The sequence below is a fragment of the Pseudoalteromonas sp. ABV4_021 genome (assembly GCF_056159365.1).
Genome location: NZ_JBSWVB010000002.1, coordinates 65,265 through 77,782 on the forward strand (window position 1 = coordinate 65,265; position 12,518 = coordinate 77,782).

General features: G+C 40.9%; 17 protein-coding genes. 6 read left to right on the forward strand and 11 right to left on the reverse strand.

Annotated elements, in window-relative coordinates; all coding sequences use genetic code 11:
* Position 1: 1 nt before the first annotated feature.
* The 11 genes from ACXAFE_RS14585 to ACXAFE_RS14635 all read right to left on the reverse strand — a co-directional run bounded on the left by ACXAFE_RS14585 (position 2) and on the right by ACXAFE_RS14635 (position 7,466).
* Positions 2-712 carry a response regulator gene (locus ACXAFE_RS14585; protein ID WP_475153746.1) on the reverse strand — a complete coding sequence of 237 codons (711 nt, stop codon included), beginning with the start codon at positions 710-712 and terminating at the stop codon, positions 2-4.
* Between the two features lie 31 nt (positions 713-743).
* Positions 744-1,361: an HrpE/YscL family type III secretion apparatus protein gene (locus ACXAFE_RS14590; protein WP_475153750.1), complete on the reverse strand. Its 618-nt coding sequence runs from the start codon at positions 1,359-1,361 to the stop codon at positions 744-746.
* A complete protein-coding gene (locus ACXAFE_RS14595; protein WP_475153755.1) occupies positions 1,340-2,029 on the reverse strand; it encodes a SctK family type III secretion system sorting platform protein in 690 nt (229 codons plus the stop codon). The genes ACXAFE_RS14590 and ACXAFE_RS14595 overlap by 22 nt, the downstream gene beginning before the upstream one ends.
* A complete protein-coding gene (sctJ, locus tag ACXAFE_RS14600) occupies positions 2,004-2,753 on the reverse strand; it encodes a type III secretion system inner membrane ring lipoprotein SctJ (protein WP_475153758.1) in 750 nt (249 codons plus the stop codon). Before sctJ ends, ACXAFE_RS14595 begins: the two co-directional genes overlap by 26 nt.
* Positions 2,754-2,756: 3 nt before the next feature.
* Complete coding sequence (sctI, locus tag ACXAFE_RS14605) at positions 2,757-3,080, reverse strand: type III secretion system inner rod subunit SctI (RefSeq protein ID WP_475153760.1); 324 nt, start codon at positions 3,078-3,080, stop codon at positions 2,757-2,759.
* A complete protein-coding gene (locus ACXAFE_RS14610; protein ID WP_237128900.1) occupies positions 3,080-3,451 on the reverse strand; it encodes a hypothetical protein in 372 nt (123 codons plus the stop codon). The genes sctI and ACXAFE_RS14610 overlap by 1 nt, the downstream gene beginning before the upstream one ends.
* Positions 3,451-3,711: a type III secretion system needle filament subunit SctF gene (gene sctF / locus ACXAFE_RS14615; RefSeq protein WP_237128899.1), complete on the reverse strand. Its 261-nt coding sequence runs from the start codon at positions 3,709-3,711 to the stop codon at positions 3,451-3,453. The genes ACXAFE_RS14610 and sctF overlap by 1 nt, the downstream gene beginning before the upstream one ends.
* A gap of 67 nt (positions 3,712-3,778) precedes the next feature.
* On the reverse strand, positions 3,779-3,982 hold the full coding sequence (locus ACXAFE_RS14620; RefSeq protein WP_475153763.1) for a hypothetical protein: 204 nt from the start codon (positions 3,980-3,982) through the stop codon (positions 3,779-3,781).
* A 10-nt stretch (positions 3,983-3,992) separates the two neighbouring features.
* Positions 3,993-5,282, reverse strand: a complete 1,290-nt coding sequence (sctD, locus tag ACXAFE_RS14625; protein WP_475153767.1) for a type III secretion system inner membrane ring subunit SctD — start codon at positions 5,280-5,282, stop codon at positions 3,993-3,995.
* Entirely contained in the window at positions 5,279-7,075 is a 1,797-nt protein-coding gene (gene sctC / locus ACXAFE_RS14630) for a type III secretion system outer membrane ring subunit SctC (RefSeq protein WP_475153770.1), read from the reverse strand. The genes sctD and sctC overlap by 4 nt, the downstream gene beginning before the upstream one ends.
* A complete protein-coding gene (locus ACXAFE_RS14635; protein ID WP_475153772.1) occupies positions 7,056-7,466 on the reverse strand; it encodes a type III secretion system chaperone family protein in 411 nt (136 codons plus the stop codon). Before ACXAFE_RS14635 ends, sctC begins: the two co-directional genes overlap by 20 nt.
* A 275-nt stretch (positions 7,467-7,741) precedes the next feature.
* Between ACXAFE_RS14635 and ACXAFE_RS14640 the strand changes: the two genes are divergently transcribed.
* From ACXAFE_RS14640 to ACXAFE_RS14665, 6 genes are all read left to right on the forward strand, one after another.
* Positions 7,742-8,599 (forward strand): hypothetical protein, encoded by an 858-nt coding sequence (locus ACXAFE_RS14640; protein WP_475153775.1) that lies wholly within the window; start codon positions 7,742-7,744, stop codon positions 8,597-8,599.
* A gap of 2 nt (positions 8,600-8,601) precedes the next feature.
* Positions 8,602-9,447: a hypothetical protein gene (locus tag ACXAFE_RS14645; RefSeq protein WP_475153779.1), complete on the forward strand. Its 846-nt coding sequence runs from the start codon at positions 8,602-8,604 to the stop codon at positions 9,445-9,447.
* Between the two features lie 252 nt (positions 9,448-9,699).
* Positions 9,700-9,981: a hypothetical protein gene (locus tag ACXAFE_RS14650; protein ID WP_475153783.1), complete on the forward strand. Its 282-nt coding sequence runs from the start codon at positions 9,700-9,702 to the stop codon at positions 9,979-9,981.
* A gap of 21 nt (positions 9,982-10,002) precedes the next feature.
* Positions 10,003-10,506 (forward strand): SycD/LcrH family type III secretion system chaperone, encoded by a 504-nt coding sequence (locus ACXAFE_RS14655; protein WP_475153785.1) that lies wholly within the window; start codon positions 10,003-10,005, stop codon positions 10,504-10,506.
* Positions 10,493-11,722 carry a type III secretion system translocon subunit SseC family protein gene (sctE, locus tag ACXAFE_RS14660; protein ID WP_475153787.1) on the forward strand — a complete coding sequence of 410 codons (1,230 nt, stop codon included), beginning with the start codon at positions 10,493-10,495 and terminating at the stop codon, positions 11,720-11,722. The genes ACXAFE_RS14655 and sctE overlap by 14 nt, the downstream gene beginning before the upstream one ends.
* An 11-nt stretch (positions 11,723-11,733) precedes the next feature.
* Positions 11,734-12,498: a hypothetical protein gene (locus tag ACXAFE_RS14665; RefSeq protein WP_475153789.1), complete on the forward strand. Its 765-nt coding sequence runs from the start codon at positions 11,734-11,736 to the stop codon at positions 12,496-12,498.
* Positions 12,499-12,518: the final 20 nt, after the last annotated feature.

A 12,518-nucleotide genomic window follows, 5' to 3' on the forward strand; every position in this document is an offset into this window, starting at 1 on the left:
GTTATTTTGCCGGTTCGATGTAGCGATAACCTACACCATATACTGATTCAATTGCTTCGTAATCCAGTCCTAGTAAGGATAATTTTTTTCTCACATTACGAATATGGCTATCGACCGTGCGGTCGCTGATTTCACGATAAGAATCGTAAACTAACTCAATGATTTGTTCGCGATTATAAATTCGGTTTGGGTGCGATATTAGTAAGTTTAATAGACTGTATTCCACAAATGTGAGCTTTTGCTGCTGTTCACCGTAACTAATTTTTAGCTGTGCCTCATCAAGCTGCAAGCTTTGAATACTGACTGGAGAAACAGTAGTTTCAACTGCCTTGAGTGAGGAGTGTGTATTTACCCTACGTAATATTGCTTTAATTCTAAGGACTAGTTCTGGGCCAGAATAAGGCTTGCAGACATAGTCATCTACGCCTGTTTGTAAGCCAATTAAACGGCTGATTTCGTCCGTTTTAGCGGTCACCATAATTATTGGCACATCACTAAATTGGCGAATTTGATTTGTTAGGGTAACGCCATCGACACCGGGTAACATCACGTCCATTAAAATGAGATCGGGCATGTTACTATTAACATAATCCATTACAGTATCGCCGGTTTTAAGCCACTTAGTTTGATAGCCAGAAGCCTCGATAAAGCGAATTAAAATTTCGCCGAGATCTTCGTCATCCTCAATTAATAGAATTGTTTGTTTGAGCATAGGTGTTATATATATCCGTTAGATTGGCGAATTATACGTGATCTTCGCTTAAAAGCAGAGATTCAATTGCGGCAATTTGGTTCTCAATGGTCGCATCAATTACGCCTACTTGGGTTTCTAGTAAACAGCCCCCAGCGTCAACACGTTGATCCGCAACCACATCGACATAGCTGGTTTCTGGGAATTGTTTTAATAGGATTGAGAGCTTTTCTTTTACTGAGTCGACTAAATTTGGGTTGACTCGGAGCGTGACTTTTCGCTGATTTGTTACTGTGCTTAATGCTTTTTTTGCCATTTCAAGGGTGAGTTCAGTATCATCAAACTCACTGACAAGCTGCGTCACACCAGCCATAATAAGCTCTGCAATTCGTGGCGTTTGGGAAACAAAGTACTGTTGGCATTGCTCTACTGTTTGTAAAAGTAACTGAGCTTGTTGCTGTTTTGCTTGTTCCATACCGTGTGCAAAGCCAAGCGCTTGCTGATTCTCATACTCTCGCTTTGCGCTTGTAATGATATCGTTGGCTTTTTTTTGAGCTGCTTCGACAACATCTTGTGAGCCTAAGTAATGATTATAATCAACGGCTTTTAGCACTTTAGCGCCACTGACTAATTGCAGTTTATCCGCTTTTATTTCAGTAAATTTGAACATGATGGGTCTATCTCAATGGCTAATTTACGAATGAGTAAGGTGGCTTTACGACACGTTTGTTCTGAGAGGCTACTTTTCTGTGTGCTAGCCGTATACTCAGGGGATAAAATAAAACACAGTAATTGAAAATGTGTTTCGTCATCGCATATTTGCTTAAACACTGACAACCCCTTTTCAATGAAATTAGGTAAGTTGGTTGCTGAATTTAACGTGATATCTTCAACCATCAATGCTTTTGGAAAGTCGCTTAACATAAAAGGGATCTTCTGCGTCACGATTTGGCATGCGTTACAGCCAATTTGTTGATCAATGACGTTTTTAATCTGTTTGCTTATCAGCTTTTTTAATGGTTTTTGAAAACATGACAGTCCCAACACACCGATTACTTGTGAAATCAATTCGCGTTCAAGCAATAAAAACTTCGACAACGGCGAACTGAGCTCTGTATCAAATGTTGCGGGAATGTTTAATTGTTCCGCGATGAATTGATTGGTTTTAATACACTGATGATCAATGGGAAAGTCAGCAGGGATCACATTTTCAATCCATTGTGGGTGTAACCAGCGTAATGGTTGATACAGTTTAGCGATAATCGCGTCGGCGTGCTGACTTTCAAGCAGTGCGGCAAAGTGATGTTTTTGATTAACCATTTCGCTGCTGTCGTTCATAGATTTCTTTCGCTGTGCCACTTAGTTTTTCAAAGCGTAAGCCAATAATTAACAGTACGGCAGCGGCAATTAGCCAAGGCCCTAAATCTTTGAACTGTTGAATGATACCAAGACTAACATCGGTACTTGTTTTTGCTATGGGGTTAAACGTCGCAACACTAGGGAACAGAATAACTGCGATATTTTCATATTTTAATCCACCCACTGAATTGGCGACCATTTGCTTAATTTGTGGAATGTAAGCATCAAGGCTGATATTACTTGAATGCTTGATAAACACTGATGCTTTGGCAAGGTTAGGGTCGGATTTGTTTTTCTTACTATCTTGTTCTGGCAATACTAAATGAACGCGCGCTGTTAAAACACCATCGATATTTGAAACCGTTGCCGCTAAATCCTGCGACACTGCGTAATTGTAACGCGCTGATTCCTCAGTAGGCGTTGAAATAAGACCACCTTCAGGAAAAACATCGCTTAATGTAGCAAATTTGTCTCGTGGATAAGAGTTACGAGAGAGGATTTCAATGGCGTTCGATAATTGGTTTTTATCAACACGCAGTTTTACTGTACCCTTTTTATCGGCAATTTTTTCGGCATCAACACCTTCAACTAAGAGTAGCGCAAGCATCTCGTTTCCCTGTTTTTCATCAAGGCCCGAGTAAAGATCGACTTTACACCCTGTAAGAACAAGGCAAACAAACAACAATGTTATTAACCTGCTCATCGTTTATTGCGCCTTGATTAATGATTCAACATTTTGTGTTGTTTTCGTTACGCCTTTGCTTATGAGTTCTTGTTGTAACGTCACTTGCATCAGTTCCATTTGCACTTGAAGTAACTTTTGAGGCGATAAATCAGTCAAGTTACTTAAGCTAAGCTCAACATTGTCGGCACGCGATGACACTTCTGCTTTCATTTCACCTAGGGCTTCCAAAAATTGTGCGCTCAAGCCTTCCATCTCCGCCATAGAAGGTGCAGTTGGTAACGTATAATCTTGCTGTCCCTGCAGTGAATCCATTGAAACAGCTGTGATTTGATTAATAGCGTCCATTAGTAAGTTACTCCCATACCATCAAGTACTTCTTTAGCAAGTGCATGTGCCTCTGGCTCCGATGCTTGCGATAACACATCACGCGCATACGCTTCTGCATTTACGTTAAACCCCCATGTCCAATACACCATTGCTAGTAATGCGTGGGGTATCGATGGTGTTTTATTTTCACACCATTTAGATAGTGTTTGGGCCGCTTCTGGGAATCGTGCTCGATTGAATAAGTTCAACGCGGTGGTAGTTACCGCTATTTGTTCGCCCGATTTCGATAATCGCAATGCAGCAAATATATGTTCAGCTTCACGCGTTAGGCCCGAATTCGAGCCTAACACACCGATATCTGCCAATAGCTTGATATCTTGAATATCCATTAGCCCATCTTCTGTACTATGGTTGACATGGCATCTTTAATTGATTTTTGCACGGTAGCAACAAGACTCATTACTACAGAGTATTCATTTACTGATGCTTGAAAGTTCGCAAGTTTAGCTGGGTTGTTTGGATCAGCCTTTAAGTCAGTGAGTGCTGAATCAAGTGTACCTGCGGTTGAATCCGCGACTGTTTTTAACTCTGTTGATACTGTACTTAAATTACCTTTAGTTACGTCGTAACCTGCATGGGTTAAAGCCATGATAAATCCTCTTTAAAAAATATAGTGCCATAACACTATAAATTACCTATTAACTAGGAGGTTTAGCTTACGGGTTTAAAACTTGTAATTTTGGACTTTTTACTATTTTAAGTGAGGCGTCTAATGCTTTAATCCATGCCTCCGTCTGCTTAAATTCTTGAGGTGGTAATCCTTTAGCAAGCGTTGCAATGTTAGCTGATTTGAGTGCTTCCAAATGGTTAGTTAATGCTTGGCGTTGCTCTGGGTTGTTTATTTTATCTATGAGTGTCATAACAGTTTCCTTAAATAGTACGACTGAAATTAATCATGTAGCTCTTATTACCTGATTCCAAAAATACACCTTCGCTGCTGATGGATTTTAGGCGTGCGCCATTGGGTAGGCGCGCACCTTCAAAATAGCGCTCTCCATTATCGAGTACAATGTAGGGAACTTTGCCAAGATTTACGGTACGAAATCGTAAGCTTAGGTTTGGGCTATCGTCTTGTTTTATCATTGGCGCGGAGAGTATTAATCTTGGGTTATTGCCAAATTTAGTGGCAAATTGTTTTTTTAACTGATCAAATTCACGTAATTGTGAACCTGTTAATTGCCCAACAAGCTCGATAATATCGCCGCGGTCTTCGACAAGAATCTTGTCGTTAAAGCTGGAATTAATCAGCAGTTCGTTCAGCTGCTCTAGCGCGGGTTTATCTTCGAGGATTTCAAGGTCAAACGCGGTTAACCCCGGAATGTCGCGTTGTAATACTTGCTCGGCTCGGCTCCATGCATTTAAATTATTTGAGTCAGTAACAAATACTAGGCTGCCAGCAAGTTCACCAGACCGCATTTCAATTGCATCCAGCTCAAGGTTTTTTAATATAAATCGCGCTGCGAACTTAATCTCTTCCATGGTACGAATATCACTGGTAAAGCGAATATTAAGTTTCTCAGCCTGCTTCAATAGCTTTTTACGCTCAAGCTTACTGTCTACATAACCCGATAGACTGATTTTTTGATCGACTTCATCCCAATCAATAATCAGATGTGGCCGGTTATCAGTTTGAAGCAACTCTTTGGCAATAGATAAATTGAGTTTTTCTGTATCGACTTCTTGTCCACTTTCCGCTTTTATATCAAAAAATAAGAGTACCGCCGCTGTGATGGTACCAAGCACAGCAAGCCAAATCACATTTGACAAGTGTTTGTAGGTTTTATTCATTTTTACGGGTTGCTCAGATTTACTCTGATTTACCGAAGGTTTATCAAATACAGGTAATTTTTTTGGCCAAGGCTCGTTAACTTCGCCAATCATAAACCATAATTCCCCCACATTGATGGGGGTCAGTGTGGGTAATGCGAGCGCATTATCATGGAGCACACCTTGCACCTTAACACCCAAAGTTTGTGCAAAAGGTTCACAATAAACAGCATCATCTTGGCAGTTTAGGCTCAATAAATGCGGGGGAATATCACTGTCGTTGAGCACTAAATCCATGCTGTCTTCATCACTGCCTAAACACTGAGATTGAGTAAAATAGATCTCTGCGCCTTTGTAAGCTGTATTGAGAATTAACAATTTCCATTCTTTCAAAGTGCACACTCCGGTTCTGTTGCATTTGATGGACAGCTGTTAAGCGTAACTTGATAGCCTTCGTGTCCATCAAGGTCGCGACAGCTGCGAATAGCCGTACCGTATTGTTTATTTTGATAGTGATTACGGCGTACACGTGCTTCAATTGCAGATTCACATGGCAATCGATTAACCAGACTAAAAATATGGCCATTACTATTACTCAAACGCATCAGTTGTTTTATGCGTTTGTTTTCGGGCAGTAAATCATAATCGATTTCGTGTGTGCCATCAGGAACGGTATGCGTTTCCATCACTTTCGGGCTTATCATAAATAAACGCACCATTTGTTGTGAATTGCTGGTGTTATTTTGAAAAAGTTTGCCGAGCATTGGGATATCCCCAACACCAGGTACTTTACCGACACCTGAGCTATTTGACTCTCGTGAATAGCCACCAATTAGTAGACTTGCCCCTTCAGGCACTTGGGCGCGTGTTGTGATCTGTGTATTTTTGATTGATGGCAACGAGTCAGGCCCACCATCATCAATACGTGCACCGTCTTGAATATTGACATCAAGGTAAATTTGGCGTGGTACTGCTGTTTGAATGATGCGAGGCGTGACTTGTAATAAAGTGCCATAAGTGATTTCTTCGAGCTCTGCAACCCGCTCACCCTCAACACGTACAAAAAACGATTCGTTGTTATCAAGCAATGCTTGCAGGCCATTTTCAGTCACAATGGCGGGGCGCGAGGTTACGCGTGCTCGGCCTTGTGTCTCGAGTAAACTTACCGTTGCTAAAAAATCGGCGTTGGTTGTAGTTAGTGTCTCTGCGTCGTTAAGCCCCGCACCTGGTAAGATTAAGTCAACCAGACCTTCGCCTATCTTTATTTGTTTAGTTGCCCAATCAATGCCAATCTCTGACAATGAGTTCATGGTTAAATCGATAATCACTAGGCTGATTTCAAGCTGTTCACGTGGGGTATCTAATTGCTCAATTAGTTGTGAATACATATCGATTCGTGAACGGTAGTCTTGGACAATTACAGCATTTAAGCTAGCATCAGCTTGAATGCTAACTTGGGTGTGGGCAATGCTGGTTGCTGATTGTTTGCTCGCGGCACCGTCAACATCTTGCATTTGCACATTACCGCTTTGGCCGCGATTTTCACTACTAATCATATTACTTAATAGCGTTGCTATACCGGGGATAATCACTTCTTCACCGCGTACCTCAAACTCCCTATCAATCGCGCTGGCATGATTAAGCTTAAAGACACGAATTACGAGCGGATCTACAAAACCTGAATCTGAACTGTCTTGTAATAAAGTCACAGTTTGATTGATCAGCTCGATATAACGCGGTGGCCCAGAGACCATAATCATATTGGTATGTTGAATGGTGCGCCATTCGAAACGTGGATCCCATAGCTTTAGGTCTTGCATAGTTTGCTTGAGTTGAGTAGTAGTAAGTAACTCTAAGCGGATCATCTGACTTTGCCTTTCAGCGCTGCGGTTTATATGCAGGGTTGCGCCGTCAAAATACCAAATTAAATCGTAAGCGCTTGCGAGATAATTTAACGCTTTTAGACTTGATGCGTAACGTAAATGGCCGTTAAATCTCTCATCAATAGTAGAAGAGACATTAACACTAACATCAGCGTTTGAAGCAAGCGCGGTAAGAACTTTTCTCAGTGAGTCACCTTCACCATAATATTCAAATGGCTGCTTTGTAAGTGCGGCTTTACTCAGCACAGCAAATGGCAGCAGAACAAAGCTGATAAACAATATTCTAAGGTAAAATATACGCATGCTGTTGGCTGTGTTGAATTGGTTGAAGTTCGAGTTGTTGAATTTGTGCCACTAATTGACAGTGGCTGTTTAATAATTCAAGTAACTGCTCAAATGAAAGAGAGAGCGATTGAGTTGTTTGTATGGCGAAACGTTCTGACAGTTGTGCAATGCTTGATTGGCTTTTTTGCCAGCCATAGCTCCAACTCATTGCCTGTTTTAGCTGTTGTTCTTGTTCGTAAGCTTGTTCACTGAAGTGATCGATATAGCTATAAAATACCAGCGTATTTTTGTAGCTTTGTATATCAACCAAAATGTCGTCCAGACTCACGCTCGCAAACCCGTGCTCATTTTGGCTAATATCAATGTTCAGTTTAGTAGCAAGTTGCTTTATAAAATCGTTAATTAACATATCTCCTCCACAGTGCTTAGAGTCTCACGGTTTAAAAACACAAGTTTGTAGAAGAAGACGTAAAATTTTATATATTGGCTCAGATGAAAGTCGTAGCAAATAATACACTACACAAATATCGATAGAAGTTACTCAGGCCTTGTGTGCGCTATTTTTATAATTCGGGTTAAAATTTTTTACTTGGCGTCAAATCTTATAGCACACGCACATTACTGCATATTTTTTGCAAAATTATTTGTTAGAGTGATTATCTTGGCTGATAAAGGAACAAAGAAATGAGCGGTATTTCAACTGATGATGCCTATTGGCAGTTTGGTTATCATGCAAACGAAAAAGTAACGACAGACATATTTGAAGATGGCGAACGCGTTAGTAAAGAGTTGTCAGTAACAGATTTACAAGACGCAGATGCCAATATCGATCCATGGGAAGTTCTTTCAGCCCTTGATGATGCCGCTGATGCGATTCAATATCAGATAAATGGCACGCTCTACACCAGCTCTGAAATTCAAACCTTAATTGATGACGGTGATTTGGATATTACGTCATCGGGCTACATCACGTTTAATAATACACAGCTTGATACTGACCAAGTAGGCTATGAAGTGCATACATTACTTATTGAAAAGCTACAAGATGAAATTAATGAACTCAATGAGTTCATTATTGATATGCAAAAGCTTGAGAATGTTTTGTTACTGAACTCCGACATTGAAAAAAATGGTGAAGTGAAGGTTGACCTAAATAACCCCAGTGGTGAATTTTGGGATGATTTGCAAAATGAATTACCTGGCGTGGATAGTTATGATCAAGTTAGATTTATAGTAGCTTGCGATTATTACTATCGAGAGTGGGCTGAAATTGAACAAGTTTGGCGAGACGACAAAAGTGAATACTATGACTTTGGTACCGTTGTGATCGGAGTTACTGCAAAGGTTACATTCCAAACAAACGACATCACCAATGCCATTGAAGTTTTAAATAATAAGGTAAAAGAACGTACCACCCAAGTAGAACAGTTGGGTACAGATTTACAAAGTAATACTTCGCAGTACAACAGCATTATGGAAGCAATGTCTAACTACTACAGCACGTACTTTGACGCAGCGAAAAGTCTGCTAACAGGGGGCTAATGATGAGCGATCCATACTGGCAGTTTGGTGCCTTTGCTAATGCATCTGTCACTACAACTGTGTTTGATGATGGCGAGCGTAAAACAGAAACGTTAACCGCAACTGAATTAAAAGCAGTCGATGAGAATATTGATCCGTGGACGGTACTTGCCTCTCTTGGCGAAACCAGTGATGCAGTTCGTTATCAAATAAAAGGGGTCGAATATACCTCGAGTGAAATTCAAACTATGATAGATGATGGTAATTTGACGCTTACCTCTGCCGGTTCATTAGTATTTAATGGTGATACGCTTGATTATTCTGAGGTGGGTTATGAAGTGCACACGTTAATGATTGAAAAGCTGCAAGACGATATCGATCAAATAAATGTGCTACTTGAACAGCTTAATATAATTTCGGCAGCCTTGGGTGAAAGCAGTACGTTTGAAGAGGACGGTGAAATTACCTACAACTCGTTTTCTGCGGTATTTGGTGGCGATGAGTTTTTCGAGTTATTGAAAGAACAAACACCAGAGCTGAGTGATACTGAGCGCGTAACTTTGTTACAAGAGGCCAATAATGACTATATTTATTGGGAGAGCATTAGTGCCAGTTCAAGCAGTAGTATAGGTACTTACAAGTTTGGTACAACAACATTAAATACTACGCAATATCTTATGACATTTCAGGAAAACGACATATCAAATGCACTTGAAGCACTGCGTAATACAGTGAAAGAAAAAACTACGCAAACTGAAACCCTTAGTACTGATTTTCAATCATCAAATGAACAATACACTTCAGTTATTACCGCGATGTCGAAATACGCAGAAGATTTTTACGGTAGCCTTACTCAGCTGACAGATTAACTTAATTTCTTTTGTACATCTGCACATTGTTGCGCTAAAAATAACACAATGTGCAATATTGCGATGCAGTAATTTGCACAATCTCTGCATATTTTGAAAGGTAGGCTTGATTTGATTTAAAATACTTTAAATTCAATCGCTTAAAATAAATCAAAAAAGTCACAATTAGGTGACAATTCTCCATATTTATTGATATTTCCTTTCTTATACTGAACACATAAAGTCAATAAGGCAGTAATAAAGGTGTTCATCATGTTTGATCCTGACAAATTACTACAACAACACAGATTGCAAGCTGTAACCGCGAATGTGAATGCACGCTTATGTGAAACGCGCCGTTTAGAAGAAGAGCTTGCGCAAAAGCTAGGCATGACTTTTGAGCAGTTCAAAGCACGCTGTAAAAAAGAACGTGAGAAAGGCAAAACACAGCACAGCGATGTTAAAAAAATGGTGAGTAAAGTGCTTAATCAAACAAGTAATCAAGTTACTGCGAGCAAACCTAAAAAATTACCGCGACATACGCATTACATTTAATTTCTGAGGAGTGAATCAACTATGGCACAGATCGATCCAAGCTTAGTAAAAAAGGAACAACTAGAAACGTTTATTGGCAAAGGCGGTGTAATGCATGAGCTGGTGGATTTAAGTAAAGAACAAATGGAAAGCTTATATGCTGTTGCATACAACCTGTATCAAACAAATCGTATGAGCGAAGCAGAGCAAGTATTTAAAATGTTGGTGTTGTGCGACCACTTGAATGTGAAATATCAAATAGGTTTAGGTGCGACACGCCAAGCGCAAGGTAAATATGAAGAAGCGGCCGAAACTTACAGCATGGCAACATTGATTGACGCTGAGGAGCCAAAACTTGCATTCCATTCTGGCGAATGTCACTTAGCACTTGGGGATTTAGAGCGCGCAGAAGCAGGCTTTACCGGTACGCTTGTGCGTTGTGAAGGGCGTGATGAATACAGCGAACTTGCAACAAAAGCACAAGGGTTACTATCCATCGTTGAAAAACGCAAAAAGAAACAGGAGCAAACTGATGTCAGTAAATAGCCTAGGAGTTGGCAATACGGCATTTACCCAGATTTTCCAAGAAGGAATGTCTGCGGTAATGAAAAGCTTTAGCGGGATAAACCCATCTGATGCCTCAGGGGTAACCAGTGCATCGAATGAATCGGGCAACCCAAGTATTGCAGAGCCTGATAGTGAAACTACATTAAGTGGCATTGCAACAATGTTCATTGTGCTTGGTAAAATTAAAGAGATTAAAGATTCAACCATTGCAGCAAACAAAGCAGAATTAGAACGTGTTCAAGCAGAGCAAGAAGATTTGATGAATGAACAAATCGACAAGCTTAATGAACAGGAAGATAACCGTTTAGATCAAATCGAAAAAGCTGAAAAAGCCCGTAAAAAAGCAAAACAAGCGGGTATTTTTGGCAAAGTCTTTGGTTTTGTAACAGCGATTGCGACCACTATTGGTGGCATGTGCTCGTTAGCCGCGGGAGTTCTTTCTGGACAGCCTAATTTAATTGCAGCTGGTGTTGCATTGACTGCTGCAGGTATGTGTGAAGTGGCTGCACAAATATGCTTGGCATTAGGAGAAGATAAAGCAGCAGAAATATTAAGTTATACCGCTATTGCACTTACAGTTATTGGTGTTGGTTTACTTACATATGGCGCGGCATCGGGTGCAATGGCAGGTGCCGCAGCAGGTAAAGAAGCCGCAAAAGAAGCGACAGAAGTAGCTGTAAAAGAAGGGGTAAAGGCGGCTGCGAAAGAGGCGGCAAGTGAAGCGGCTGAAGAAGTTGTTGAACAAGCAGCCAAAGCGGTTGTAAAGGAAATCTCACAAAATGTAGCTGAAGAGGTCGCAGAAGAAGCGATTGAACGCGCTGCGAAAAACCTCTGTGAAACCATGATCAAAAAGCAAAGTGACGACATGATTAGAACTGCAATGGGACGCACAACGTGGGCATCAAGCGCAGCTTCTATGGGAGCACAAACGGGTAGCGGCATTGTTAGTGCAGAACAGGCTGATATTCAAGAAGCGCTTAATAAAGTTAATCTGCAAGTGCAGTTACTTGAAAGCGAGTTAGTTGAGAATGAAGCACTAGTATCAAAACTTGAGTCGATTTTACAACGCTTTATTGCATTCATCCAATCGCAATCAGGCACAGTCGTTGACATTGCTAGCATTTTATCTGACGCAGCAAAAAACGAAATGCAAGCATCACTTACAGTGCTTAACAATGCACGGGCACCAATTTAAGGAGAGTTATTATGAACGGTTTAGTAATTGATGGTCCACGCGTTAATGCGATGCAACCACAGTCTATCTCAGGTGAAAATTGTGCGGCTAAAACACAGCAAAATCCTGGTGTAAATGCTAATGATGCTGCTAAAAGTTATGAACCAATTAATTTAGAAAGCGAAGTGGTAAAAAAAGCTGAAACGTTAGCCTTTGATTTAACTGCTACTGCTAATAGTGCGACAAAAATGGCGCAACTATTTTTACAACTAGTTCAGTCATTGCGTGAAGCTGCAGAGAATCGAGCTGAAGTGATTATTCAACAAATGGAGACTCAAGTTGAAGTAAAACGCGACTCAGCAGAGACCATTCGCTCTGAAGCAAAAGATGCGAAAGACAAAGGTGATGAAGCCGTGCACCAACAACGTATCGCAGCGGCTATAAATATTGGTGGTGCCGTTTTGGGCGGTGTTGCGGGTGGTGGTGTTTCTAAATTTGCCGGAGCACAAGCGGGCGCTGCCGTGTCATCACTAGTGACAACAGGGTCTGGCGGTAGTGCTGGTTTTGCAAGCGCGGAGGCGGCGAATCAGAACAACAAAGTCACTGAAATTCAAGAAAAGTCTAAAGCAGAGCAAACTGAAAACGATGCGACTGCGCAACAGGCTGCTGCGTTGCAACAACGTGCACAAAACTGGGAGGGCACTTTGAATGACATTCAGTCTGCTCTGTTAAACCTGGCCAAAGAGCTCTTTTCACAAGAGCCGAGCACAGCGCGCAATATGGGTAACAACATCTAATTTATTGGCAGGTTAACACC

Coding starts and splice junctions, on each gene's coding strand:
- ACXAFE_RS14585 (WP_475153746.1), bottom strand. CDS start 712: ATGCTCAAACAAACAATTCTATTAATTGAGGATGACGAAGATCTCGGC.
- ACXAFE_RS14590 (WP_475153750.1), bottom strand. CDS start 1,361: ATGTTCAAATTTACTGAAATAAAAGCGGATAAACTGCAATTAGTCAGT.
- ACXAFE_RS14595 (WP_475153755.1), bottom strand. CDS start 2,029: ATGAACGACAGCAGCGAAATGGTTAATCAAAAACATCACTTTGCCGCA.
- sctJ (WP_475153758.1), bottom strand. CDS start 2,753: ATGAGCAGGTTAATAACATTGTTGTTTGTTTGCCTTGTTCTTACAGGG.
- sctI (WP_475153760.1), bottom strand. CDS start 3,080: ATGGACGCTATTAATCAAATCACAGCTGTTTCAATGGATTCACTGCAG.
- ACXAFE_RS14610 (WP_237128900.1), bottom strand. CDS start 3,451: ATGGATATTCAAGATATCAAGCTATTGGCAGATATCGGTGTGTTAGGC.
- sctF (WP_237128899.1), bottom strand. CDS start 3,711: ATGGCTTTAACCCATGCAGGTTACGACGTAACTAAAGGTAATTTAAGT.
- ACXAFE_RS14620 (WP_475153763.1), bottom strand. CDS start 3,982: ATGACACTCATAGATAAAATAAACAACCCAGAGCAACGCCAAGCATTA.
- sctC (WP_475153770.1), bottom strand. CDS start 7,075: ATGCGTATATTTTACCTTAGAATATTGTTTATCAGCTTTGTTCTGCTG.
- ACXAFE_RS14635 (WP_475153772.1), bottom strand. CDS start 7,466: ATGTTAATTAACGATTTTATAAAGCAACTTGCTACTAAACTGAACATT.
- ACXAFE_RS14640 (WP_475153775.1), top strand. CDS start 7,742: ATGAGCGGTATTTCAACTGATGATGCCTATTGGCAGTTTGGTTATCAT.
- ACXAFE_RS14645 (WP_475153779.1), top strand. CDS start 8,602: ATGAGCGATCCATACTGGCAGTTTGGTGCCTTTGCTAATGCATCTGTC.
- ACXAFE_RS14650 (WP_475153783.1), top strand. CDS start 9,700: ATGTTTGATCCTGACAAATTACTACAACAACACAGATTGCAAGCTGTA.
- ACXAFE_RS14655 (WP_475153785.1), top strand. CDS start 10,003: ATGGCACAGATCGATCCAAGCTTAGTAAAAAAGGAACAACTAGAAACG.
- sctE (WP_475153787.1), top strand. CDS start 10,493: ATGTCAGTAAATAGCCTAGGAGTTGGCAATACGGCATTTACCCAGATT.
- ACXAFE_RS14665 (WP_475153789.1), top strand. CDS start 11,734: ATGAACGGTTTAGTAATTGATGGTCCACGCGTTAATGCGATGCAACCA.